We start from the raw sequence: 23,535 nt of genomic DNA, 5'->3' as shown, positions 1-23,535 counted from the left end.
CGGACTTATCAAAGCTTTAAGGTGCCTTTCGGCACCTTTTTGTTTATGTAAACCCACCGGCAGGGTCAAGTTTGCCCGCGCCGGATGCCTGATTTTAGCCTTTCAGGGCCTGGGCTTGTCTAGCCTGTGGCGCTTTAAAGCTTGTTCAAGGTCATATGCGCGGGTTTTTGATGAAATCAGATCGGGTTATCCAGATCGATGAACTCCACTTCTATGCCAAACTGGCGAGCGATTTCTTCGCCCAAAGCCTTGGCCCCATAGCGTTCGGTTGCGTGATGGCCGGCTGCCATGAAGGCAATATTGTTTTCCTGCGCACCGTGAAATGTCTGTTCCGAAGCCTCGCCGCTGATGTAGAGATCGGCCTGCGCAGCGATGGCGCTATCAATAAAGCCCTGTGCCCCTCCTGTGCACCAAGCTATTCGGCGGATTTTCCGTTGTAAATCGCCAACAACCAGTGGCTGCCGTTGTAAATTATTGCAAACTGTCAGGCTGAATGTTTCCAGTGAAACTGGGGTTGGCAGTTCACCCAGCCAGACCAGTCCATCCGGACCACAGGTTTGTGCCACGCCGTCTGCGTCGCGCAGCACCTCGATGCCTAACTGGCGAGCCAACTGGGCGTTATTGCCCAGGACAGGGTGAGCGTCCAGGGGCAGGTGATAGCCCAGGAGGTTAAGCTGATGCGTCAGGACGCGTTCGATACGAGTTTTTCGGGCGCCTACAATGCACGGGTTTTCGTTTTTCCAGAACCAGCCGTGGTGCACCAAAATTGCGTCCGCCTGGCGGGCAATAGCGGCATCAATCAGTGCCAGCGAGGCCGTCACGCCGGTGACGAGTTTGCCAATATAGGGCTTGCCTTCGACCTGAAGCCCATTGGGACAATAGTCCTTGAAACGGGCGACATCCAAGGTGCTATTGAGCCAGCTGGCCAGTTCGGCTGTTGAAACCTGAGTCATGGAAATCCTTATCTGAAAGAGTGCTATGCGTCGATTGTGGCTAGTGTTTGCTCAAGCGGTGACAATTTGTCTGGCGGGCTTTTTTATTGTAGTGACGCTGCGGCCGCAGTGGGTGGGCGCGCCCGAGGCTCCCGTCCGTTCTACGAATACGGTGGTTTTGCCTGCACCGGTTCCGCCCCTGGTCCCCGCGGCTGCTATGGAGCAGGATGGCCCGCTGTCGTATGCCTCGGCTGTCACTAGCGCCGCGCCGGCGGTCGTTAATGTGTACACCAGCAAGCATTTGGAAGGCAATTCCCCCTTGCTGGAAGATCCTGATCTGCAGCGCCTGTTTCGCGAACTGCCCGACTTGATGGGTCGCCGCTCCACAATCAACCTGGGTTCGGGCGTGATCGTACACGAGCAGGGTTATATCCTGACCAATTACCACGTGATTGAAGCGGCTGATGCCATCGAGGTGGCATTATCGGATGGACGTCAGGCCAAGGCGCGTCTGATTGGCTCGGACCCTGAAAGCGATCTGGCCGTGCTGAAAGTGGATCTGCCCAAGCTGGCTGTGATCCAGACCCAGGAACAGGATCAGTTGCAGGTGGGCGATGTGGTGCTGGCCATTGGCAATCCTTTCGGAGTGGGTCAGACCACGACGATGGGCATTGTCTCCGGCTTGGGACGCAATCGCCTGGGCATCAATATTTACGAAAACTTCATTCAGACCGATGCCGCCATTAATCCCGGCAACTCGGGTGGGGCCCTGGTGGATGCGGTTGGCCGTCTGGTGGGAATCAATACCGCTATTTATTCCGAAACGGGCGGTTCGCTGGGTATCGGTTTTGCCATTCCGTCCTCGACTGCGCTGGCCATCATGAACGAAATTATCCGTAATGGTGAAGTGACGCGCGGCTGGCTGGGCCTGGAGCCACAGGACATTACCCCGGACCTGATCAAGTCTTTCAAACTAAAGAGTGATGCAGGTGTGATTATTGCCAGTGTGCAACGTCACGGTCCGGCTGCCGAGGCGCATTTGCAGGTGGGCGATATTGTGTTGCGCTTGAATGGTCAGCAGGTGGCCGATTCAATTGGCCTGCTCAATCAGATTGGCCCAGTGCAACCCGGGCAGACCGTGACATTAAGCGTATTGCGCGATGGCAAGGAGCTGGACGTTCCCGTCAAGGTCGGTATGCGACCTCAGGTGCGCAAATAGGGCCGGCAGCTTCTCCTCTTCGCTGGAGTTCACCGAAAGGGCGTAACGGTGCGTTCAAGGCCTTGCAGGCCGTACAGGCTCTTGGGTAGTGTGTGATGCTTGCGTGGTCAGGCGATTTGCATTTGGCTACGCTGTTTTGCAGATCGTAGTGGCGCGAAGGCTTGGCAAGGTATCTAAAAAAATGGCTCTCTGGGCTACTCCTTTTGGAGCAAGGCAAGAGAGCCATTTTTGGGTCTGCACGCCATGTGACGCGTACAAACAGGTGTTGCTTTGATCGTTTTACAGATCCAGCTCGCGGCCTTCGCTGTTTTCCGCTTCCCGTTTCTTGATCAGGCTGGCGGCCAGAATCCCTAATTCATAAAGCAGGCATAGCGGGGCGGCCAACAAGATCTGGCTGACCACATCGGGCGGAGTCACGATAGCGGCGATCACAAACGCGCCCACGATTACATAACCACGGATTTCGCGCAGCTTGGCTACCGTTACAACGCCTGTTTTCACCAGCAAAATCACGGCGATAGGCACTTCAAAGGTAATGCCAAAGGCCAGGAACATGGTCATGACAAAGCCCAGATAGGCTTCGATGTCCGGTGCTGGTGTAATCGATTGCGGGGCAAACGAGGCGATGAAGTGAAACACGGTGCGGAACACCACGAAATAACAAAACGCCATGCCGGCAATGAACAGCAAGGTGCTGGTCATGATCAGCGGCAGAGCCAGCTTCTTTTCGTGGTTGTACAAACCTGGCGCAATAAAGGCCCATGCCTGGTAGAGCACGATAGGCAAGGCCAATACGAACGATGCCATCAAGGTGACTTTGACCGGCACCATGAAGGGGGTAATCACCCCGGTGGCAATCATGCGCGTACCCTCGGGCAGAGAGCTCATCATGGGCTGGGCCAGCACATCATAAATGGCCGAAGCGCCAGGATACGTAAACAGCACGATAAAAATCCCGACCACGGCAATGACCGCGCGCAGCAGGCGTGTACGCAGCTCGACCAGGTGGGAGATGAAGGTATCTTCTTGAGGCGCTTCGGTGCTCATGCCGTCGGTCCTTTAGAGGGTTGGGCGGGAGCATCCGTAGGACGGGGAGCGTCGTCACTGGCTGGCGCACTGGGCGCTGGCTGGGCGGCTGCATCCGTATCGGGCTGACTGGCAGCCGATTCTTTCGCGGGGGCTGCGTCGGGGCTCGCCTTGGCGCTCTCGGCGGTATCCGAGAAGGCCTTGCGTGCGGACTCCGACGCGTTTTGCAGGGTGTCGCGGGCTTCTGTCAGAGGCTGGCTGATGCTTTTGCCCGTGTCCTCGACCGAACTGCGCACCGAGCGCGCGGCGTCCTCCATCTGGTCTTTGAGCTTGTTCACCTCATCCAGATTGATTTCGCGTTGAATATCGGTCTTGACCTCGTTAACGTAGCGCTGCGCGCGGCCAAGCAAATGGCCGACGGTGCGCGCTACTTTAGGAAGACGTTCGGGACCGATGACGATCAGGGCAACCACTCCAATCAGGAGCAGTTCGCTAAAGCTGACATCAAACATTCAGACTCACACAAGAAGGGGATCAGGCGCGATCGGACTTTTCCTTGGCCTGCACGTCGATCGTTTGAGGATCGGCAGCGCGTTGGCTGACGGTTTCGGGTGTTTTTTCTTCTTCACCCACGTCTTTCATGCCTTCTTTGAAACCTTTGACTGCACCGCCCAGATCCGAGCCGATATTACGCAGTTTCTTGGTGCCGAAAACCAGGGCAACGATGACCAGAACGATCAGCCAGTGCCAAATGCTAAAGCTACCCATAATGTATCTCCCTTAAGCAGCCATGGCTGCGCGTTGTTGCCATGGGCGCTCACCGCCCAAGATGTGCATGTGTAAATGGTTGATTTCCTGCCCGCCATCCAAACCGTTGTTGATGACAATGCGGAAACCGCCTTCAGGGCCGGGGCGACAACCAGCCTTTGCGGCCAGGGAAGGTGCCAAAGCCATCATTTTACCCAACCATTCGCTATCCTGGCCCGATACGTCCTGCATGGACACGACGTGTTTCTTGGGGATTACCAGGATATGGATAGGTGCAGCTGGGTTGATGTCGTGAAATGCCAGAAAGTCCTCGTCCTCGTACACTTTTTTGGACGGGATCTGATCGGCAGCAATTTTACAAAACAGACAGTTCTCGCTCATAGCAACCTCGGTAGCGAAGCACTTGCTGGGCAAGTGCCAAAAATCTAGGTATCAGGACAGTGTAGCGCGTCTAAATGACAGAATTACACCTGGTCCTTAGGGCGCGAAGCTTTTTCTTCCAGCCCAGATGTACCTTCGCGGCGCAGCAGTTCTGTCAGGACATCGCGGGGCTCCAGACCGTAGTAAGTCAGGGCCACCAGGCTATGAAACCACAGGTCTGCCGTTTCGTAGACGATGCGCTCGCGTTCTTCATCCTTGGCAGCCATGACCAGCTCGGTCGCTTCTTCCCCGATTTTCTTCAGGAATGCATCCGGTCCCTTGGCCAGCAGCTTGGCGGCGTAGGAAGAGGATGGGTCCCCGCCTTGTGCAGGCAGGCGGGACTTCAGGGTGCGGCCAAGATGATCGAGGATGGTCTCGACAGTAGGTTGTTCGCTCATCGGTAAATATGCTCCGGGTCTTTCAGGACGGGGTCAACCGCCACCCATTGTGCCTGATCGCTCTGGCCTTGCAGCTGGCGATAAAAGCAGCTTTCACGACCCGTATGACAGGCGATCTGGCCAACCTGCTCCACGCTAAGCAAAATAACGTCGCCATCACAGTCCAGGCGCAAGTCGCTGACGTGCTGCACGTGGCCGGATTCCTCGCCCTTGCGCCACAGGCGCTGGCGGGAACGCGACCAGTACACGGCGCGGCCGGTGCTGACGGTCTCTTGCAGGGACTCCTGGTTCATCCAGGCGACCATCAAGATTTTGCCCGTGGCCTGGTCCTGCGCAATCGCGGGGATCAAGCCTTGTTCATCAAAGCGGATTTCAGCCAGCCAGGCCGGTAAGTCAGCCATTAGCGTCGCACCTGAATACCTTGCGCAGCCATGAAATCCTTGGCTTCGGCAATAGTGTGTTGACCGTAGTGGAAGATGCTGGCGGCCAGTACGGCACTGGCGCCGCCCTTGATCACGCCATCGGCCAGGTCTTGCAGGCCGCCCACTCCACCAGAGGCGATAACGGGAATGGAGACCGCCTCGGACACGGCACGAGTCAGTTCCAGATCAAAGCCGGATTTGGTGCCGTCGCGGTCCATGCTGGTCAGCAGCAGTTCGCCGGCGCCGTATTCGGCCATGCGGGCTGCCCATTCCACCACGTCCAGGCCGGTTCCACGACGACCGCCGTGGGTAAAGACTTCCCAGCGTGGTGCTTCGTTTTCGGCGCTGACACGGCGTGCATCAATGGCGACGACCATGCATTGCTTGCCATGGTGATCGCTGGCGGCACGCACCAGGTCCGGGTTGCTGATGGCGGCGCTGTTAATGGACACCTTGTCCGCACCGGCATTGAGCAGGCGCTGGATGTCGGCCACTTCACGCACACCACCGCCCACTGTCAGGGGGATGAAAATCTGGCTGGCCACCTGTTCGATGATGGGCAAGATCAGATCACGGTTGTCCGAGGTGGCCGTAATGTCCAGGAAGGTCAGTTCGTCGGCGCCCTGGTCGTTGTACTTGCGGGCGATCTCGACCGGGTCTCCGGCATCGACCAGATCCACAAAGTTGATGCCTTTGACCACACGGCCAGCGGTCACGTCCAGACAAGGAATGATGCGGCAGGCTAATTCGTTGGTGACGTCCTGGCTCATGCCTGGTACTCGTCAGCGAAGGTTTGCGCCTCGGCAAAATTCAGGGTGCCTTCGTAAATGCTGCGACCCAAAATCACACCTTCGATGCCTTCGTGCTCTACGGCACACAGGTCTTCGATGTCTTTCAGGTTGGTAACACCGCCGGAGGCGATGACGGGAATCTTCACGTGCTGGGACAGCTTGACGGTGGCTTCGATGTTCACGCCAGTCAGCATGCCGTCGCGGCCAATATCGGTGTAGATAATGGACTCGCAGCCGTAGTCTTCAAATTTCTTGGCCAGATCCAGTACGTCGTGGCGGGTCAGCTTGCTCCAGCCGTCGGTGGCGATTTTGCCGTCACGGGCATCCAGGCCAACAATGATGTTGCCAGGAAAGGCGCTGCAGGCGTCTTGCAGGAAACCAGGGCTTTTGACAGCGGCAGTGCCAATAATGACATAGCTCATGCCAGCGTCCAGGTAGCGCTCGATGGTATCCAGGTCGCGGATACCACCGCCGATCTGTACGGGAATTTCACCGTCGATGGCAGCAATGATGGATTTGATGGCTTCGCTGTTCTTGGGCTTACCGGCAAAAGCGCCGTTCAGGTCCACCAGATGCAGGCGCCGGGCCCCTTGTTCCAGCCATTGTGTTGCTATTTTGGCCGGATCATCCGAGAAAATAGTGGCATCGTCCAGGTCACCCTGGCGAAGGCGCACACAACGCCCGTCTTTGAGGTCGATGGCGGGAATCAAAAGCATGGTCTTTAGCCGTAAAAAACGTAAGAAATACTGGGTCGGAAAAAGTCAGAACAACGCCGGGAAGCTTGCTTGAAAAATCATGGCTTCCAGTTGGCGAAATTCCGGAACAGTTGCAGGCCGTTGTCTGCGCTTTTCTCAGGATGGCATTGCAACGCAAAAATATTAGCGTTTGCTATCGCCGAGGTAAAGCGTTGGCCATACTGCGTCGAACCACAAGTTTGATCTATATGCAGCGGATCGACAAAGTAGCTATGAACAAAGTAAAAGAACGCGCCATCCTCAATGCCAGCCCATAAGGGATGATCCTGAGTCTGGTGTACGCGGTTCCAGCCAATATGGGGCACTTTCAGCCCGGGGCCGGAGGCGTGGTCGCTGCTTTTGTAGTTCGGGCCCTCAAAACGGCGCACTTGGCCGGGAATCAGACCTAAACAGGGGACATTGCCTTCCTGACTGGAATCGAACAGCATTTGTTCGCCTACGCAAATGCCCAATAAGGGCTTGTTGCGGGCGGCTGTCAGCAAGGCATCACGCAAACCGGATTGGTCCAGGTGGGCCATGCAATCGGGCATGGCACCCTGGCCGGGTAAGACAACCCGGTCCGCATCCAGAATGGCTTGAGGGGTTTGAGCAAGAACGATGCGCGCATCAGCTGCGGCGGCATGCAGTGCTCGGGCAACCGAGAAGATGTTGCCCGAACCGTAATCGACAATAGCGATAGTGGTCACGATGTGTGTCCGAAGGACGTTTACAGAACCCCTTTGGTCGAAGGCACCACGCCTTCGCTACGTGGGTCCAGCTCCAGAGCCATACGCAATGCTCGGCCAAAGGCTTTGAACACGGTTTCGCACTGGTGGTGTGCGTTTTCGCCGCGCAGGTTATCGATGTGCATAGAAACCAGGGCGTGATTGACAAAACCCTGGAAAAACTCGCGTGCCAAGTCTACATCGAACTGGCCGATTCGTGCGCGGGTAAAGGGCACAAAATAAAACAGGCCGGGGCGACCGGAGAAGTCCACCACTACGCGCGAGAGCGACTCGTCCAATGGTACATAGGCATGGCCGTAGCGGCGCAGACCGGCTTTGCTGCCTACGGCCTTGGCAAAAGCCTGGCCCAGTGCAATGCCGATATCCTCGACAGTGTGGTGATCATCGATGTGGGTGTCGCCCTCACAGTGCACGTCCAGGTCAATCAGACCGTGGCGGGCGATCTGGTCCAGCATGTGGTCCAGAAAGGGCACGCCGCTGTTGAGCGAGTGACGGCCGGTGCCGTCCAGGTTAACGGCCACGCGGATGCGGGTTTCATTGGTATTGCGGGTAATCTCGGCGGTACGCATATCAGTGCCGGCGGCAAGGCCGGTATCAGGATTGGTTCAATCGGAATTGCGCGCTGGCAGCGTGGGCGTACAGGCCCTCGCCTTGTGCCAGCGTAGCGGCTATGGGTCCCAGTGTTTGGGCGCCTGATTCTGAAACCTGAATAATGCTGCTGCGTTTCTGGAAATCGTAGACGCCCAAAGGTGACGAGAAACGCGCAGTGCGTGCCGTCGGCAGGACATGGTTAGGCCCGGCACAGTAATCGCCCAGCGATTCGGAACTGTAAGGGCCCAGGAAAATGGCGCCAGCATGGCGGATTTTGCTCAACAAGTCCTGGGCGTTACGGGTAGAGACTTCCAGGTGTTCCGGTGCGATATGGTTGCTGATCTTACAGGCCTCGTCCAGATCGCGGACGTGGATCAGGGCACCGCGACCAGACAGGCTGCGACGGATGATGTCCGCGCGTGGCATGGTGGGGAGCAGACGTTCGATGGCCGCTTCAACCTGGTCCAGGAAGTCCGCATCGGGACACAGCAAGATGGCCTGGGCCAGCTCGTCGTGTTCCGCCTGGGAGAACAGGTCCATGGCCACCCAGTCAGCAGGAGCACTGCCGTCGCTGATGATCAGGATTTCGGACGGGCCGGCAATCATGTCGATGCCAACGACGCCAAAGACGCGGCGTTTGGCAGCGGCGACATAGGCGTTGCCGGGGCCGACAATCTTGTCTACCGGCGGGATGGTGTCCGTACCGTAAGCCAAAGCGCCTACAGCCTGCGCGCCACCAATAGTGAACACGCGATCGACACCGCCCAGGGCGGCAGCCGCCAGCACGATGGGGTTGCGCACGCCATCGGGTGTAGGCGTGACCATGATCAGCTCTGGAACACCCGCCACTTTGGCAGGAATGGCGTTCATCAGAACCGAGGAGGGGTAAGCGGCCTTGCCACCGGGGACATACAGTCCCACACGGTCCAAGGGGGTAACTTGCTGGCCCAGCACGGTGCCATCGGCTTCCGTGTAGGTCCAGGTTTCAGTGCGCTGATGCTCGTGGTAACGACGCACACGCTCGGCGGCCTGTTCCAGTGCCTTGCGCTGATCGACAGGCAGGCTGTCCAGAGCCGCAAACAGTTCTTCTTTGGAGATTTCCAGTGCCGAGGCCTGTTCAACAGCCAGTCGGTCAAAGCGCTGGGTGTAATCCAGCAAGGCCGTGTCCCCCTCATGCTGGATACGATGCAGAATTTCGGCACAAGCGTGCTCGATAGACGCGTCTTCGGACGCTTCGTAAGCCAGTAGAGTGCGCAGTTCGGCATCGAACTGGGCGGATTGGGAGGTCAGGCGATGGATCAGTGACATGTCGCTATGGGAAAAAGCTAAGGTTCAAAGGCCAGTGTATAACATTTCGCTTAGGCAAAAGGCGGTCTGCGCCTTTTGCGCAAGCAGGATTGTCAGGCTGTTTATCCCCCGCCCGTGGCAGGGGAAGTTTTACTCGTCTACCGAAGCGCGAGAGAAAGCGTCGATCAGGGGTTGCAACTGGGCACCACGGTTCTTCATGGCAGCCTGATTGACGATCAAGCGCGAGGAAATGGGGGTGATGTCTTCCACTTCCACCAGCTTGTTGGCACGCAAGGTGCCGCCGCTGGAGACCAGGTCCACAATGGCGTCGGCCAGACCGACCAGCGGAGCCAGTTCCATGGAGCCATACAGCTTGATCAAGTCCACATATACGCCTTTGCTGGCGAAGTGCTCGCGGGCAGCGCGGGTGTATTTGGTGGCGATACGCAGGCGCGAACCTTGCTTGACGGCCGAATGGTAGTCAAAGCCTTCGGCCACGGCCACACACAGGCGGCAACGGGCAATGTTCAGGTCCACGGGCTGGTACAGACCGCCGGGGTGCTGTTCCATGTGCTCGTACAGCACGTCCTTGCCGGCAATCCCGATATGGGCGGCACCGTATTGCACGTAAGTTGGCACGTCGGTGGCACGCACAATAATCAGACGCAGGTCCGGGTTATTGGTGGGCAGGATCAGTTTGCGCGACGTTTCGGGGCTTTCCAGCACCTTGATGCCTGCCTCTTCCAGCAAGGGCAGGGTTTCGTCAAAAATCCGGCCTTTGGACAAGGCCAGCGTCAGAGGTTGATTTAAACCGGCGGGACTCATTAGGTTTCCTTGCTGCTGATTCGCTCGATGTTGGCGCCTACGGCTTGAAGCTTGGCTTCCATGCGGTCGTAGCCACGGTCCAGATGGTAGATGCGTTCGACGGTAGTGTCACCCCGAGCCGCCAGGCCTGCAATGACCAGGCTGGCTGACGCACGCAGGTCGGTTGCCATGACGGTGGCGCCAGTCAGGTAAGGAACGCCGGTAACGACGGCCATATGGCCTTCGATATCGATCTGTGCACCCAGTCGGTTCAGTTCCTGTACGTGCATGTAGCGATTTTCAAAGATGGTTTCCACGACCGAGGCGGTGCCGTCGGCAATGGTGTTCAGTGCCATCAATTGAGCCTGCATGTCCGTGGGGAAGCCGGGGTATTCGCTGGTACGGAAGCTGACCGCCTTGGGGCGACCATTCATGCTGGCCTTGATCCAGTCCGAGCCGGTTTCAATCTGCAGTCCGGCTTCGCGCAGCTTGTCCAGCGTGGCGCCCATGGCGTCAGCATCGGTATTGCGCAAGGTCAGTTCGCCACCGGTAGCGGCAACGGCGCACAGGAACGTACCGGCTTCAATACGGTCGGGGCAGATGGTGTGTTTGGCACCGTGCAGGCGCTCGACACCGTCAATGACGATACGGTCGGTACCGTGGCCCTGGATCTTGGCACCCATTTTGATCAGCAGCTCGGCCAGATCAATAATTTCCGGTTCGCGGGCTGCGTTTTCCAGAATGGTTTGGCCTTCAGCCAGAACGGCGGCCATCATCAGGTTTTCGGTGCCGGTGACTGTCACCATATCCGTGCGCACCACGGCACCGCGCAAGCGTTTGGCGCGGGCATTCACAAAGCCGTGCTCGACATGGATTTCTGCACCCATGGCCGCCAGACCCTTGATGTGCTGATCCACAGGGCGTTGGCCAATGGCACAACCACCGGGCAGGCTGACGCGTGCCTCGCCAAAGCGCGCCAGCAGGGGGCCCAGCACCAGAATGGAGGCGCGCATGGTTTTCACCAGTTCGTAGGGCGCTTCCAGATTGGTGATGTTGCCTGCATTCAGCTCCAGTGTGCCATTGCGCTTCTGGGTGACACCCAACTGTCCCAACAGCTTCAGAGTAGTGTCGATGTCACGCAGACGCGGGACATTGTCCAGGTACACCGTGTCAGCAGCCAGCAGACTGGCGCACAGAATGGGCAGGGCGGCGTTTTTGGCGCCAGAGACGGTGATCTCGCCATTCAGGCGTTGTCCGCCTGTGATGCGTAATTTATCCATTCGGATTGGCCTTGTATTCGTCGGGGGTAAGCGTGCGCATGGACAGGGCGTGGATTTCGGCTTTCATCCGGTCGCCCAGGGCTTTGTAAACCAGTTGGTGACGCGCAATCAGGCGTTTGCCTTCAAAGGCGGTGCTGACGATCAGGGCCTCAAAGTGCGAACCATCGCCTTGCACTTGCAAGTGTTCACAGGGCAGGTTGTCGGCAATGTATTGGTGAACTTGTTCGGGGGTCGGCAACATGAAATCAATTCCGTAATTTATAGCCTGAGGCAAGCAGGCGTAGCGAAATCAGACACAGCGCAACAAAGACGCTGGCGACAACGGTTAGGCTGAACCAGGGAGAAATATCCGAGGCGGCAAAAAAACCGTAGCGGAACCCGTCAATGGTATAGAGCAACGGGTTCCAGTGTGAAACAGTTTGCCAGAAGGGTGGCAGGCTATGGATGGAATAGAACACACCCGACAGAAAGGTAGCAGGCATGATCAGGAAGTTCTGGAATGCCGCCAACTGGTCGAATTTTTCAGACCACAAGCCGGCGATCAGACCCAAGGCTCCCATGATGCCGCAAGACATGACGGCAAACACCAATACCCATAAAGGCTTGGCCACAGGCAGGGTCACGAAGAACAGCGACACCAGCCACACACAGAGGCCCACACAGACACCGCGGGCGATGGACGCCAGCAGATAGGCGGCGAAAATCTCGCGGTGCGAGAGCGGTGGCAGCAGGATAAAGACCAGATTACCTGTAATGCGGCTTTGGATCAGTGATGAGGACGGGTTCGCAAAAGCGTTTTGCAACATGCTCATCATCATCAGGCCCGGAATCAGGAAGGCGGTGTAGGGCACGGAGTCGTATACCGTGACGCGGCCTTCAAGGACGTGGGCGAAAATCAGCAAATACATCAGCGCCGTCAAAACGGGCGCAGCAATGGTCTGAAAGCCCACTTTCCAGAAACGCATCAGCTCCTTGCGCAGCAGCGTAGGAAAGCCCGAGCCCATCTTGGGCTGAGGGGGCAGGCTCAGGGTGCCGATCTTGGCAGCGGGGGCGTCCGTGTTTTGAGGTACGCCCCAGTGCTTGGGAGAATTGTTCTGGTTCACAGTGCGACTCCCATTTTTCCTTCGTTGTGCATGATGCGCACAAATGCATCCTCCAGATCGTGGCCGCCTGCGCGCTCCATAATGGCTTGCGTGGTATCCAGGGCGACGATCTTGCCACTTTTAAGCATGGCCAGGCGACCACAGAGGGCCTGGGCTTCTTCCAGATAGTGGGTGGTCAGCAAGATGGTGTGGCCTTGTTGATTCAGGCGAATAATGAACTCCCACAGCGTGCGGCGCAGGTCCACGTCCACACCGGCAGTGGGCTCATCCAGAATAATGACAGGGGGGCGGTGCACCAGTGCCTGGGCGACCAGAACGCGGCGCTTCATGCCGCCGGACAAGGCGCGCATGTTCACATCGGCCTTGTCGCTCAGGGCCAGATTGGCCAGAATCTCGTCGATCCAGTCGTCATTGTTTTTCAGGCCAAAGTAGCCCGATTGCAGACGCAAGGTTTCACGGACGGTGAAAAAGGGATCGTAAACAATTTCCTGTGGCACCACGCCCAGCGATTGGCGGGCTTTTTGATACTGGGTGCGCACATCGTAACCACAGACACTGACCTGGCCGCTGGTGGGACGGGTCAGGCCGGCCAACATGGAAATCAGGGTTGTTTTGCCGGCGCCGTTAGGGCCGAGCAAGCCGAAAAATTCACCATGTTCGATAGTCAGGGTGACCTGATCGACGGCCAGAAAACCGGCATCGGAACGGGGAGGGGAAAACAGGCTTTTGAGTCCCCGGCTTTGGGGAGCGAAGCGTTTACTGACGTTATCGAGTTTGAAGGCGGACATGGCAGTTTGGGTTGGCCTGACGCGGGTGTGGCGGGGGAAGTCGTCGCTGTAGCGTCTTTGTTAACTAAACAGGCCTACGCATGGGCGTAGACCTGTTTGGGGGTGATCAGGCTCTTTATTATAGAGTACGACTCTGGTCTGCTTAAGAATGCCCGACCAAAGCGCCCGTGCTTGCCACGGCCTGCCTTAACTGTTTTGTTTGTTCAGCGCCTGAATCAGGCCATCAATACCACCTTGCTCAATTTGCTGGGCAAACTGGTTGCGGTAGTTTTGAATCAGCCAGATGCCTTCTACGTTCAAGTCGTAGATTTTCCAGCCTTCCGGTGTTTTTTCCAGGCGGTAATCCACACCGACCGGGCCACCGTTGGACTGAGTCAGCGAGGAGCGCACCACCACGTCGTCTGCATTGGAATCGCCACGGAAAGGCAGGATGGTCAGCTGTGTCTTGTCATCCACGCGGGACAAGGCGCCACTGTAGGTGCGAACCAAGGTGCCCTTGAACGCTTCGACCAGTTTCTGACGCTGTTCTGGGTTGGCTTGACGCCAGTAGCGGCCCGCGGACAGACGTGTCGTCTTTTCCAGGTTCACGTAGGGCATGATGTTTTCGTTCACGGCAGCCAGAATGGCAGCGCGGTCACCCTTGCGGATGGCGTCGCTTTCCTTGACCACTTGCAAGGCTTGATTGCCGACCGATTCAACAAACTTGTTGGGCTCCCCTTTGGGATCTGCAACTTGTGCCTGGGCTGCGATGGCGTGCAAACACAGAGCCAGGGCCGCACAGACGGTCAGGATCCAGGAAATCAGGCGAGAGGGGGAGGACTGCAAAGCAGTCCCGCCCAAGGCGGGACGGGAAATCATAAAAAACTCCAGAAGAATGTTCTGCGGGCAGCGCGTTTTTATTCGTCTGCGTCCGAGTAGTCAGGTAGGTCCTGGCTGGTGTCGCCACCGGTGCGGCGGGCTTGCACCATCGCATGGCGTCTTTGCAGGTAAGCGTCGCGTATGAAGCTGTAGCGGTCAAGGGCGATGTCGTTAACAAGTTTTTCTGCATCCAGCACGCCAGCACGGGCATCCAAGGCCCACAAACCCAGGATGCTGTTGCGTACCGGTACATCCTTGATCGCCATGATCGGACCCGTGGAGGAGAAGCCCTCCAGGAAGCTGGTGCCACGTGCCACACCGTCGCGAACGGTGCTGGGGCCAAAGAAGGGCAGAACCACGTAAGGGCCAGACTTGACGCCCCATACGCCCAGCGTCACACCAAAGTCGTTGGGGATGCGCTTGGAGCCATTCATGGTGGCAACGTCAATACAACCGCCCAGGCCCATGGTCGAGTTGAACAGGACTCGGCCCAGGGTGTTGAAGAAGTCAACGTGCTCGCCTTGCAGGAAGCTGTTGACGGCCGACCAGGCATCGCCCAGGTTGTTGAAAATGTTACTAATACATGTGCGTGCAGGCTGCGGCGTCAGGGCGTTGTAGCCTTCTGCAATCGGTTTGATCAGCGCGCCGTCCACGGTTTCGTTAAAGGCGTAGATGCCACGGTTCATGCCTTCCCAAGGGTCCTGGGGGTTGGGGTTGGGCACACTGGCGCAACCGGCCACAAGCGCAGCACTGGCACCGATCAGGCTCAAACGGACTCCACGAGGCAGGGAGTAAGAGCGGCGAGTTGTTGTATTCATGGTTGTGTCGTCTGTAATGAGCATGAACGGGCGGGTTTGCTTACTCCGATTTGGAGCCGCCGTCCTTGGAGGCCGTGTTGTAGAGGAACTTGCTGATCAGTTCTTCCAGCACAACCGCGCTTTGAGTATAGGTAATGGTGCTGCCACCTTGCAGGTCCTTGTCGTCGCCACCAGCAGTCAGGCCAATGTACTGTTCGCCCAGCAGGCCTGACGTCAGGATGGAGGCCGAGGTGTCGACAGGAAACTTGTAGTGCTCGTCCATATCCAGGGTGACCACCGCTTTGAAGTCCTGGTTGTCAAAACCAATGGAGCCAACCCGGCCAACGACCACACCGCTGGCCTTGATGGGAGCGCGTGGTTTCAGGCCACCCAGATTATCGAACTTGGCCGATACCTGGTAGGTTTTTGCAAAGGAAAAAGAACTGAGGTTACCCGCGCGCAGGGCCAGGAATGCCAGTGCGACCAGCCCCAGCAAAACAAACAGGCCAACCCAGAAATCGGTTTTCTCGCGATTCATAGTTGAGCAATTCCTAAATAGTTAACTGAACATAAGGGCGGTGAGCAGGAAGTCCGTGCCCAATACCGCCAAAGCGCCGCTGACGACCGTGCGTGTGGTCGCGCGAGAAACGCCTTCGGGCGTGGCCTTGGCATGCCAGCCCATATACAGCGCAATCAAGGTCACGATCAGGCCAAATACCAGGCTTTTGATCACTCCGTTGAGTACGTCATCAATCACATCGACACCGTTTTGCATTTGCGACCAGAAGGCGCCTGCATCAATGCCGATCATCTGCACACCGACGACATAGCCGCCCAGGATGCCGACCATGGAGAACACGGCGGCCAGAATGGGCATGGCAATGATGCCGCCCCAAAAGCGCGGTACCAGCAGGCGGCGCAAGGGGTCCACCGCCATGACTTCCATGGCGGCAATCTGTTCACCGGCCTTCATCAAGCCGATTTCAGCGGTTAACGATGTACCGGCCCGGCCTGCAAACAGCAGGGCGGTGACGACCGGTCCCAGTTCACGTACCAGAGACAGGGCGACCAGCAGGCCCAAGGCCTCTTCGGAACCATAGCGGTTCAGTGTGTAATAACCTTGCAAGCCCAGCACAAAACCCACGAACAGTCCGGAAACGGCAATGATCAGCAGCGAATAGTTGCCAATAAAGTGGATTTGCTGGGAAACCAGACGGGGGCGACGCCACAGCAAGGAGGAACGGGCCAGCAAGGCCACGAACAAACGGCTGAAGGCACCCAGGCCGTAGATGCTATTGCGTATCGCAGCGCCTAGCGCGCTAATCGGGGCGGTGATGAAATTCATGAGCGCGTCGTCCGATTCTGGAGCCAGGCTTCAAAAGCCGGGGTGACGGGATAGTTAAAGGCAATAGGGCCATCGGGTTCACCACGCAGGAACTGCTGCACGTAAGGATCCTTGGAAGCGCGCAGCTCGGTGGGCGTGCCCTGGGTCAGCAAACGTCCCTGGCCAACAATATAAACCTGGTCGGCAATCGCAAAGGATTCGGCCACATCGTGCGTAATCAGTACTGAAGCGCAGTTCAGGCGGTCGGTCAGGTCGCGAATCAGCTGCGCGGTAATGCCCATGGAAATAGGGTCCAGGCCGGCAAAGGGTTCGTCGTACAGAATCAGCTCGGGCTCCAGCACAATGGCACGGGCCAGGGCAACCCGGCGGGCCATACCGCCAGAAATTTCATTGATGCCCAAATGGGCAGCCGCGCGCAGGCCAACGGCGTCCAGCTTGTCCAGTACACGGTCCTGAATGGCGGCTTCGGAGTCGTTCGTCAGCTCCCGCAGGGGAAACGCCACGTTTTCAAACACGTTCAGGTCCGTAAACAGGGCACCCTGTTGAAACAGCACACCCATGCGTTGGCGCGTCTGGCGCAGAGCCTCGCCGTCCAGCTTGGCCAAGTCCTGGCCAAAAACCGTAACAGTCCCTTTCTGAGCACGAATTTGTCCGGTCGCAGCACGCAGAAGTGTTGTTTTTCCGGAACCTGACCCCCCCATCATGGCGACGACCTGACCTTTCTGAACGGTCATGGACACGTCCGCGAGCACGGTAAAGGCACCGTAGCCCAGCGAGGCGGAGTCCAGATTTAGTACGGCTCGGTCAGTATTTACAACCATGTCGCGGGCAAAAGGGGATAAAAGGACCTGCCATTGTACCGCTTGCAGCTCCGGCGTCTCAATGTCTTGCGCGCTATGGGGGCGGGATCGTGGCGCTTTTATGAGCCATTTTGTGGCTCTTGATACAGCCACTTACTTCAAACCGGCTTTGGTGGTGAAGTCGCCCTTTTTTGTGTCGAATTTGTTTTAGATAGCGGGTTGTATCAAGGCGAACAGCAATCCGCCGCCTGCCAGCAACCATAAAGGGTTGATGCGACTTAGCAGCAAAATGGCTGTACAGGCCAGAGCCGTGCCCCAGGCCCACAGTCCGCCCTGGGCCGCTTTCAGAATTGTGCCGCTGGCGGCCAGGATCATGCCGGCGGCAATGGGCAGCAGACCAATTTCAATGGCGCGGATGATGCGTGTGCCCTCATAGCGCTTCCAGATTGTTGCCAGGTAATAGATCAGCAGGGCAGAGGGCAGGAAAATGGCGACGGATGCGGCCAGGGCACCGGCCCAGCCAGCCGCCTTCCAGCCCACCAGGGTGACAAGCAAGGATTTCGGGCCGGGTGTCAGGCGCGACAGGGCGAACAGATCCAGAAATTCCTGATTGCTGAGCCAGCCGTGGATTTCTACCGATTGCCGGTGAATCTCCGGGATGATGCTTTGCCCGCCCCCTATAGTCAGAAAAGACAGGGGTGCAAAGACGCGCATGAGCTGGAGCAAAACCGTGATCATGGTTGCTCCACCGTTTTGTCTCCAAGTTGCAGCCAGGCGTACCAGACGGACAGCGGTGCACAGATCAGAATAACGGGGATCAGGCTCCATTCCATGACGAAAATGCCGGCAAAAACGGCCAACATGAGGGCAATGGGCACGATTCCGGTGGCTGCGCTGCGCGCCGAGCGTACGCCCATTTCAAGAGACAGGCCAATAGCGGCGGCGGCAATTCCGGCCATGACTTGAGGCACCAGGGTAGAGCCCGTCAGTTGTTCCAGACCAATCAGCATCAAAATGGCCAGCAGTAGCGGGGGAAGCACCATGCCCAGCGTGGCAACTAACGCCCCAGGCCCGGCCAGCAGACGATAACCAATCCATATAGAGAGGTTCACCACATTGATGCCGGGCAGTGCTTGGGACAGCGCCAGACCGCTAAGAAAATCTGCCTGGCTCATCAGGCGCCGCTGAACAACAAACTCACGCATTAACCAGCCACTCAAGCCCCCACCAAAGCTGGTCAGGCCAATGCGGGCAAAGATCAGAAATAGAGCGCTCAGGGATAAAGGGGCTGCTTCTTGAGACCGGGTCATAGAGCAATGAAGGCGGATAGGGCTCGTCAAAAGTGGAAGTTTGAACATTCTGGCATACAAATTAAGCCGTTCTTGCCCTCTTGTGCGCTCGGGTGGCGGCCTGATCCTTCTTGCTGGGGGTGCGGCGTGGCCTTTACTGGCAAGAAAACGGCTGTCGGGCAGCGGTCGTTCAAATTTTTTTCTACCCTCAAGCGCTGCTTTTTTGTTTGAAATATTTAAAGATAAAAATTAATTAAAATGGGTGCAAAAATTAAATAAAAAATGAATTGAAATAAATAAGAAAAGTATTAAAAAAATAACTTGAAACCATGTGTGATGCCCACTTGAGGGGACGGGTGCTTCCGGCGGCTAATGAAGGGTGTAATGAGCTTTTTATGGGTTCAATCTGTTGAAATAAAAGAGATTGAAACGATCGTTTGAATTTATGGTGGGTTGCTGGAGCGGCTGAGCAGCCCGATCCGGATCCAAACATGGACAGTTTCATGAAGATGGATTTGATCTATACCCATCTTTGATTGAAAATAAAAAAGACTTTATGGTCGTAAAAGCGGTTGTGCGTGTACGATTATTCGATTGCCTCGCATCGTAGAGCGTCCGTTTGGGACCTTATGCTGCGTGGGGTTTCAGTTTCCTGGAGACAAACCTATGACATCTAGTTCAGCCAGTGCAGTGACGGGCAGTGCCCGTACCTTGCGTCGGGTCGCCGTGTGCGGTGCCGGCGTCATGGGCGCGCAAATTGCCGCCCATTGCGTGAATGCAGGCATACCAGTAGTTCTGTTTGATCTGCCCGCCCGCGAGGGGTCCAAAAATGGCATCGCCCTGCGTGCCATTGCCAATCTGCGCAAAATGAATCCCGCTCCTTTGGGTACGCCAGACCTGGCCGACCTGATCGAGCCCGCCAACTACGACGACAACCTGGACCGTCTGGCCGATTGCGATCTGGTAATCGAAGCCATTGCCGAGCGTCTGGACTGGAAACAGGATCTGTACCGCAAGATCGGGCCAGCACTGAACCCTAATGCCATCATCGCCAGCAACACGTCCGGCCTGTCCATCACTTCCCTGGCAGATGTTTTGCCGGAAGCGCTGCGTCCACGCTTTTGCGGCGTGCACTTTTTCAATCCGCCACGCTACATGAGCCTGGTGGAGCTGATCCCCACGAAATACACCCAGCCAGAGCTGCTGGATGTTCTGGAAACCTTCCTGGTATCGCAACTGGGCAAGGGCGTGGTTCGCGCCAAAGATACCCCCAATTTCATCGGTAACCGCATTGGTGTTTTTGGCATTCTGTCCGTGTTCGAGCAGGCTCGTCGTTTCTCCCTGACTTACGAGCAGGTTGATGAATTGACGGGTACACGTCTGGGTCGCGCCAAATCGGGTACTTACCGTACCGCTGACGTGGTTGGCCTGGACACTCTGGCACACGTGATTCGCACCATGCAGGATCAGCTGCCCGATGACAGCTTCAAAGCACACTTTGGCCTGCCACCAGAAGTGCAGGGCCTGATTGATGCAGGTGCTTTGGGTCAAAAGACCGGTGCCGGTTTCTTCCGCAAGAAGGGCCGTGAAATCCAGCGTTTCGATGCTCAACAGCGCGATTACGTGGCTGCTGACCAGAAAATCGATCCTGATGTCGCCGCCATTCTGGCTGTACGTGACCCGGCTGAGCGCCTGCGCCAGCTGCGCGAGTCCGACAAGCCTCAGGCTCAATTCGTGTGGGCCGTACTGCGCGATACCTTCCACTACAGTGCCATTCATCTGCAAGACATTGCCGACAACGCCCGTCAACTGGATCTGGCCTTGAAATGGGGCTTTGGTCACAAGCAAGGCCCGTTCGAGATCTGGCAGGCTGCCGGATGGCGTCAGGTGGCCGAATGGATCAACCAGGATATTCAAGACGGCAAGACACTGAGCAGCCAGCCGCTGCCAGACTGGGCGACTCGTGGTCCTGTGTGGGAAGCGCAAGGCGTGCATACCGCTGCCGGTTCCTGGAATCCGTCGCAAAGCCGCTTTGAAGGCCGTAGCGATTTGCCTGTTTACCTGCGCCACATTGGCACACCTTTGCTGGTGGGCGAGGTCGAGTCTCTGGAAACCACCACGGTTTTCGAAGATGAGTCGGTACGCTGCTGGACGCTGCCTGCACCGCACCCACAAGACGTGCTGATCGTGTCCTTCAAGACCAAGATGCACACGCTGAGCCCTGGTGTGGTCAATGGCATGTTCAAGGCGATTGAGCTGGCTGAAGCCTCGTATCAGGCTCTGGTGGTGGCCCAGGATGGCGATCCATTCTCCGCTGGCGCTGACCTGAAAGCCATTTTGCCCGTGTTCGAGAAAGAAGGCGTGGCCGGTGTTGAGCCGGTAGAGCGCGCCATGCAGGACATGGTTCTGCGTATCCGTTACGCCCAGGTGCCTGTGGTGGCTGCGGTTGCCGGTCTGGCTCTGGGTGGTGGTTGCGAACTGGCTGTGCATTGCGCGCACCGCGTCGCTCACTTCGAGTCCTACATTGGTCTGGTTGAAGTGGGTGTGGGTCTGGTTCCAGGCGCAGGTGGTCTGGCTTACTCGGCTCGTCGCTCGGCTGAACTGCAAGCCATGGGTGCACCTGATGCCCCGTTGCTGGCCTACCTGAAGCGTTTTGCTCTGGCTATCGCCAGCGCACAGGTGTCGCGCTCCGCTCTGGATGCGCGTCAGCTTGGCTTCCTGAAAGAGTCCGACACCATCGTCATGAATCGTCAGGAACTGGTTTATGTAGCCGTTCGTCAGGCACAGGCTCTGGCCAGCGCTGGTTGGCGTGCTCCATTGCCACGTCGCTTTCCGGTTGCCGGTCGCGATGGCATCGCCACGTTGAAAGCTCAACTGGTGAACATGAAAGAAGGTGGTTTCATCTCGGAATATGACTTCCATATTGCCGAGAAGGTCGTAACCGTGATCTGCGGGGGCGATGTGGATCCTGGCTCGCTGGTGGATGAAGCCTGGATGATGGCGCAAGAGCGGCAGGCCTTCCTGGAGCTGCTCAATTCCCCCAAGACCCAGGAACGTATTACTGGGATGCTGACCACTGGCAAGCCAGTGCGTAACTAGAGCGGATCAAGGAGTAGACATGACTGTACAACAAGCTTATATCGTCGCTGCCAAGCGTACGCCCATCGGAAAAGCGCCTCGCGGTGTGTTTTCGTCCTACCGTCCTGACGAGCTCTTGGCGGAAGCCATTCGCGGCATGCTGGCCGATGTGCCCAAACTGGACCCTGCCGCCATTGAAGAAGTGGTAGCTGGTTGCGCCCTGCCTGAAGGCCCGCAAGGTTTTAACGTTGCGCGTATTTCTGCCTTGCTGGCAGGCCTGCCGCATACCGTGGCCGGGATGACCGTCAACCGCTTCTGCGCCTCGGGTTTGAGCGCCATTGCGATTGCGGCCGACCGTATCCGTACGGGCCAGGCAGACATCATCGTGGCTTCGGGTGTGGAATCCATGAGTCAGGTGCCGGTGATGGGTGTGAATACCACGTTCAGCCCCGAGATTTTCACTTCGGACGAGAACTACGGGATCGCTTACGGCATGGGTCTGACCGCTGAAGAAGTAGCGCGTCAGTGGAAAGTCTCCCGTGAAGATCAGGACGCGTTTGCCTTGGCCTCGCACCAGAAAGCCGTCAAGGCTTGGGAATCGGGCGAGTTCACGGGCGAAGTTCTGCCTGTGACGGTGACACGTCGTCAACCGAACCTGAGCACGCAGGAAATCTCCGTCAAAACTCAAGTGGTTGATCGTGACGAAGGTCCACGCCCTGATACCAGCCTGGAAGTGCTGGGCAAGCTGCGTCCCGTGTTTGCAGCGCGTGGTTCGGTCACGGCTGGCAACAGCTCGCAGACGTCGGACGGGGCAGGTGCCTTGCTGGTTGTTTCCGAACGCGCCTTGCGTGAGCACAATCTGACTCCGCTGGCCCGTTTCGTGACTTTCTCGGTCCGTGGTGTGCCACCAGCAATCATGGGTATCGGTCCTAAAGAAGCCGTGCCTCATGCGCTGGCCTTGGCTGGCTTGAAGCAAGACCAGATGGACTGGATCGAGCTGAACGAAGCCTTTGCTGCTCAATCTCTGGCGGTGATTCGTGATTTGGGCCTGGACCCCGAGCGCGTCAATCCACTGGGTGGCGCTATTGCCATGGGTCACCCTCTGGGTGCGACTGGTGCCATGCGTGCCGCCACCGTGGTTCATGCCTTGCAGCGTCGTCAGCTGAAATACGGCATGCTCACCATGTGTATCGGTACAGGCATGGGAGCCGCCGGGATTTTCGAGCGGACATAATTTCCGATCTGCTGCTGTTTCTATCGTTGCTGGACAAAGCCGCCTTCGGGCGGCTTTTTTATTGGGGCGTCCCCTGCATCGGCGGGCAATAGCACAATACGTGTAAGCAAATTTGCTTAAAACCCCCTAAATGTCAAAAAAGTAAAGTTTTGTTGTTGTCATAGAGTAGACATGGGCTCGGGCCATAGTCCTTTTCATTGTGTTGAACAGCTCACACGGAGGATGTATGGGATTGCCCTCGCGCATGGTGTCCAGCCTGCATGTTCCCCCCATGTTCTGGCAGGGACGGGTCAAGGCTCGTCTGGAGTCGGGGCAGTTTGAAGTCGACTGCGGCGAGCGCTGCTGGATTGTGCCGCAGGCCGTCAGTTGCCTGGTGCAGCCGCAAGTGGGTGACAAGGTCTGGGTAGGCGGTGCCGATGGCGAGCAGGCCTATGTGTTCGCCGTGCTGGAGCGTCCCCAGGGTGGGGCTTTGCATCTGGTCGCCGACCAAGGCTTGCATGTGCAGGCGGCGCAGGGTGGGGTACATATCCAGTCCGAGGCGGACCTGACTTTGCAGGCAGGTGGCCATTTGCGCCAGTCTGGCCGGGAGATGAGCCTGACCGCAGGCACGCTGCGGATTTTGTCGCGCGTGCAGGAAACCGTGGCGGATCGCCTGTCCCAAGTGTGCAATCACGTATTTCGTCTGACTGAAAAAGAGGAGCGTTGGCGTGGGGGCCGCATGGACGTGCAGGCCCAGCATCAAATGCGTTTGCATGCCCGCCATACCTTGATGACTGCGCGCGAGCTGGTCAAAGTCGACGCTGACCAAATCCATATGGGGTAAGT

Annotated in this window: 28 protein-coding genes; 4 read left to right on the top strand and 24 right to left on the bottom strand. The window is 57.4% G+C overall.

All coding sequences use genetic code 11. The features are described 5' to 3' along the window. Positions 1-176: 176 nt before the first annotated feature. A complete protein-coding gene (locus WFM49_RS12560; RefSeq protein ID WP_336973541.1) occupies positions 177-953 on the bottom strand; it encodes a Nif3-like dinuclear metal center hexameric protein in 777 nt (258 codons plus the stop codon). Between the two features lie 25 nt (positions 954-978). Between WFM49_RS12560 and WFM49_RS12555 the strand changes: the two genes are divergently transcribed. Continuing rightward, positions 979-2,151: a S1C family serine protease gene (locus WFM49_RS12555; RefSeq protein WP_009455472.1), complete on the top strand. Its 1,173-nt coding sequence runs from the start codon at positions 979-981 to the stop codon at positions 2,149-2,151. A 279-nt stretch (positions 2,152-2,430) separates the two neighbouring features. Here the strand turns inward: WFM49_RS12555 and tatC are convergent, their stop codons facing one another. From tatC to WFM49_RS12440, 23 genes are all read right to left on the bottom strand, one after another. Further along, on the bottom strand, positions 2,431-3,198 hold the full coding sequence (gene tatC, locus WFM49_RS12550) for a twin-arginine translocase subunit TatC (RefSeq protein WP_009455473.1): 768 nt from the start codon (positions 3,196-3,198) through the stop codon (positions 2,431-2,433). Beyond that, the gene (gene tatB / locus WFM49_RS12545; RefSeq protein ID WP_254500218.1) at positions 3,195-3,689 is read right to left on the bottom strand and encodes a Sec-independent protein translocase protein TatB; all 495 of its coding nucleotides are present in this window, start codon (positions 3,687-3,689) and stop codon (positions 3,195-3,197) included. The genes tatC and tatB overlap by 4 nt, the downstream gene beginning before the upstream one ends. Positions 3,690-3,711: 22 nt before the next feature. Then, positions 3,712-3,945: a Sec-independent protein translocase subunit TatA gene (tatA, locus tag WFM49_RS12540; protein WP_021447245.1), complete on the bottom strand. Its 234-nt coding sequence runs from the start codon at positions 3,943-3,945 to the stop codon at positions 3,712-3,714. A gap of 12 nt (positions 3,946-3,957) precedes the next feature. Beyond that, complete coding sequence (locus tag WFM49_RS12535; protein ID WP_026483636.1) at positions 3,958-4,326, bottom strand: histidine triad nucleotide-binding protein; 369 nt, start codon at positions 4,324-4,326, stop codon at positions 3,958-3,960. 83 nt (positions 4,327-4,409) lie between these two features. Beyond that, on the bottom strand, positions 4,410-4,763 hold the full coding sequence (locus tag WFM49_RS12530) for a phosphoribosyl-ATP diphosphatase (RefSeq protein WP_021447244.1): 354 nt from the start codon (positions 4,761-4,763) through the stop codon (positions 4,410-4,412). Then, a complete protein-coding gene (hisI, locus tag WFM49_RS12525) occupies positions 4,760-5,164 on the bottom strand; it encodes a phosphoribosyl-AMP cyclohydrolase (protein WP_009455478.1) in 405 nt (134 codons plus the stop codon). Before hisI ends, WFM49_RS12530 begins: the two co-directional genes overlap by 4 nt. Next, positions 5,164-5,955 (bottom strand): imidazole glycerol phosphate synthase subunit HisF, encoded by a 792-nt coding sequence (gene hisF / locus WFM49_RS12520; protein ID WP_250756257.1) that lies wholly within the window; start codon positions 5,953-5,955, stop codon positions 5,164-5,166. The genes hisI and hisF overlap by 1 nt, the downstream gene beginning before the upstream one ends. Continuing rightward, positions 5,952-6,692 carry a 1-(5-phosphoribosyl)-5-[(5-phosphoribosylamino)methylideneamino]imidazole-4-carboxamide isomerase gene (gene hisA / locus WFM49_RS12515; RefSeq protein WP_009455480.1) on the bottom strand — a complete coding sequence of 247 codons (741 nt, stop codon included), beginning with the start codon at positions 6,690-6,692 and terminating at the stop codon, positions 5,952-5,954. Before hisA ends, hisF begins: the two co-directional genes overlap by 4 nt. 77 nt (positions 6,693-6,769) lie before the next feature. After that, positions 6,770-7,417, bottom strand: coding sequence for an imidazole glycerol phosphate synthase subunit HisH (gene hisH / locus WFM49_RS12510; protein WP_250756256.1), 648 nt, complete (start codon positions 7,415-7,417; stop codon positions 6,770-6,772). 20 nt (positions 7,418-7,437) lie between these two features. Next, positions 7,438-8,025, bottom strand: a complete 588-nt coding sequence (gene hisB, locus WFM49_RS12505) for an imidazoleglycerol-phosphate dehydratase HisB (protein ID WP_009455482.1) — start codon at positions 8,023-8,025, stop codon at positions 7,438-7,440. 25 nt (positions 8,026-8,050) lie between these two features. Further along, complete coding sequence (gene hisD, locus WFM49_RS12500; protein WP_250756255.1) at positions 8,051-9,355, bottom strand: histidinol dehydrogenase; 1,305 nt, start codon at positions 9,353-9,355, stop codon at positions 8,051-8,053. Between the two features lie 129 nt (positions 9,356-9,484). Next, positions 9,485-10,159 (bottom strand): ATP phosphoribosyltransferase, encoded by a 675-nt coding sequence (gene hisG, locus WFM49_RS12495; RefSeq protein WP_009455485.1) that lies wholly within the window; start codon positions 10,157-10,159, stop codon positions 9,485-9,487. After that, complete coding sequence (murA, locus tag WFM49_RS12490; protein ID WP_009455486.1) at positions 10,159-11,418, bottom strand: UDP-N-acetylglucosamine 1-carboxyvinyltransferase; 1,260 nt, start codon at positions 11,416-11,418, stop codon at positions 10,159-10,161. Before murA ends, hisG begins: the two co-directional genes overlap by 1 nt. Then, positions 11,411-11,659, bottom strand: coding sequence for a BolA family protein (locus tag WFM49_RS12485; RefSeq protein WP_009455487.1), 249 nt, complete (start codon positions 11,657-11,659; stop codon positions 11,411-11,413). Before WFM49_RS12485 ends, murA begins: the two co-directional genes overlap by 8 nt. 4 nt (positions 11,660-11,663) lie before the next feature. Further along, positions 11,664-12,422 (bottom strand): ABC transporter permease, encoded by a 759-nt coding sequence (locus tag WFM49_RS12480; RefSeq protein ID WP_051359148.1) that lies wholly within the window; start codon positions 12,420-12,422, stop codon positions 11,664-11,666. Between the two features lie 95 nt (positions 12,423-12,517). After that, a complete protein-coding gene (locus WFM49_RS12475; RefSeq protein ID WP_336973533.1) occupies positions 12,518-13,309 on the bottom strand; it encodes an ABC transporter ATP-binding protein in 792 nt (263 codons plus the stop codon). 186 nt (positions 13,310-13,495) lie between these two features. Next, entirely contained in the window at positions 13,496-14,167 is a 672-nt protein-coding gene (locus tag WFM49_RS12470; RefSeq protein WP_009455492.1) for an MlaC/ttg2D family ABC transporter substrate-binding protein, read from the bottom strand. Between the two features lie 38 nt (positions 14,168-14,205). Beyond that, the gene (locus WFM49_RS12465) at positions 14,206-14,985 is read right to left on the bottom strand and encodes an MlaA family lipoprotein (protein WP_051359147.1); all 780 of its coding nucleotides are present in this window, start codon (positions 14,983-14,985) and stop codon (positions 14,206-14,208) included. A gap of 40 nt (positions 14,986-15,025) precedes the next feature. Beyond that, positions 15,026-15,502 (bottom strand): outer membrane lipid asymmetry maintenance protein MlaD, encoded by a 477-nt coding sequence (gene mlaD, locus WFM49_RS12460; RefSeq protein ID WP_009455494.1) that lies wholly within the window; start codon positions 15,500-15,502, stop codon positions 15,026-15,028. Between the two features lie 21 nt (positions 15,503-15,523). After that, entirely contained in the window at positions 15,524-16,309 is a 786-nt protein-coding gene (gene mlaE, locus WFM49_RS12455; protein WP_009455496.1) for a lipid asymmetry maintenance ABC transporter permease subunit MlaE, read from the bottom strand. Continuing rightward, positions 16,306-17,130, bottom strand: coding sequence for an ABC transporter ATP-binding protein (locus tag WFM49_RS12450; protein ID WP_009455504.1), 825 nt, complete (start codon positions 17,128-17,130; stop codon positions 16,306-16,308). The genes mlaE and WFM49_RS12450 overlap by 4 nt, the downstream gene beginning before the upstream one ends. A 186-nt stretch (positions 17,131-17,316) precedes the next feature. Continuing rightward, positions 17,317-17,847: a chromate transporter gene (locus WFM49_RS12445; protein WP_021447240.1), complete on the bottom strand. Its 531-nt coding sequence runs from the start codon at positions 17,845-17,847 to the stop codon at positions 17,317-17,319. Continuing rightward, positions 17,844-18,419: a chromate transporter gene (locus tag WFM49_RS12440; protein WP_009455508.1), complete on the bottom strand. Its 576-nt coding sequence runs from the start codon at positions 18,417-18,419 to the stop codon at positions 17,844-17,846. Before WFM49_RS12440 ends, WFM49_RS12445 begins: the two co-directional genes overlap by 4 nt. 645 nt (positions 18,420-19,064) lie before the next feature. On the opposite strand from WFM49_RS12440, the gene WFM49_RS12435 reads away from it, so the two are divergent. The 3 genes from WFM49_RS12435 to WFM49_RS12425 all read left to right on the top strand — a co-directional run bounded on the left by WFM49_RS12435 (position 19,065) and on the right by WFM49_RS12425 (position 23,533). Continuing rightward, entirely contained in the window at positions 19,065-21,497 is a 2,433-nt protein-coding gene (locus WFM49_RS12435; protein WP_442893034.1) for a 3-hydroxyacyl-CoA dehydrogenase/enoyl-CoA hydratase family protein, read from the top strand. A 19-nt stretch (positions 21,498-21,516) separates the two neighbouring features. After that, positions 21,517-22,710, top strand: a complete 1,194-nt coding sequence (locus WFM49_RS12430; RefSeq protein ID WP_009455514.1) for an acetyl-CoA C-acyltransferase — start codon at positions 21,517-21,519, stop codon at positions 22,708-22,710. 226 nt (positions 22,711-22,936) lie between these two features. Next, a complete protein-coding gene (locus WFM49_RS12425; protein ID WP_121739824.1) occupies positions 22,937-23,533 on the top strand; it encodes a DUF3540 domain-containing protein in 597 nt (198 codons plus the stop codon). Positions 23,534-23,535: the final 2 nt, after the last annotated feature.

The organism is Alcaligenes sp. PF14, assembly GCF_037150615.1.
In the GTDB taxonomy this organism is placed as follows: Bacteria; Pseudomonadota; Gammaproteobacteria; order Burkholderiales; family Burkholderiaceae_B; genus Alcaligenes; species Alcaligenes phenolicus.
Note: the sequence above shows the minus strand (reverse complement) of the source record. Positions and strands in the feature narration are given on the sequence as shown.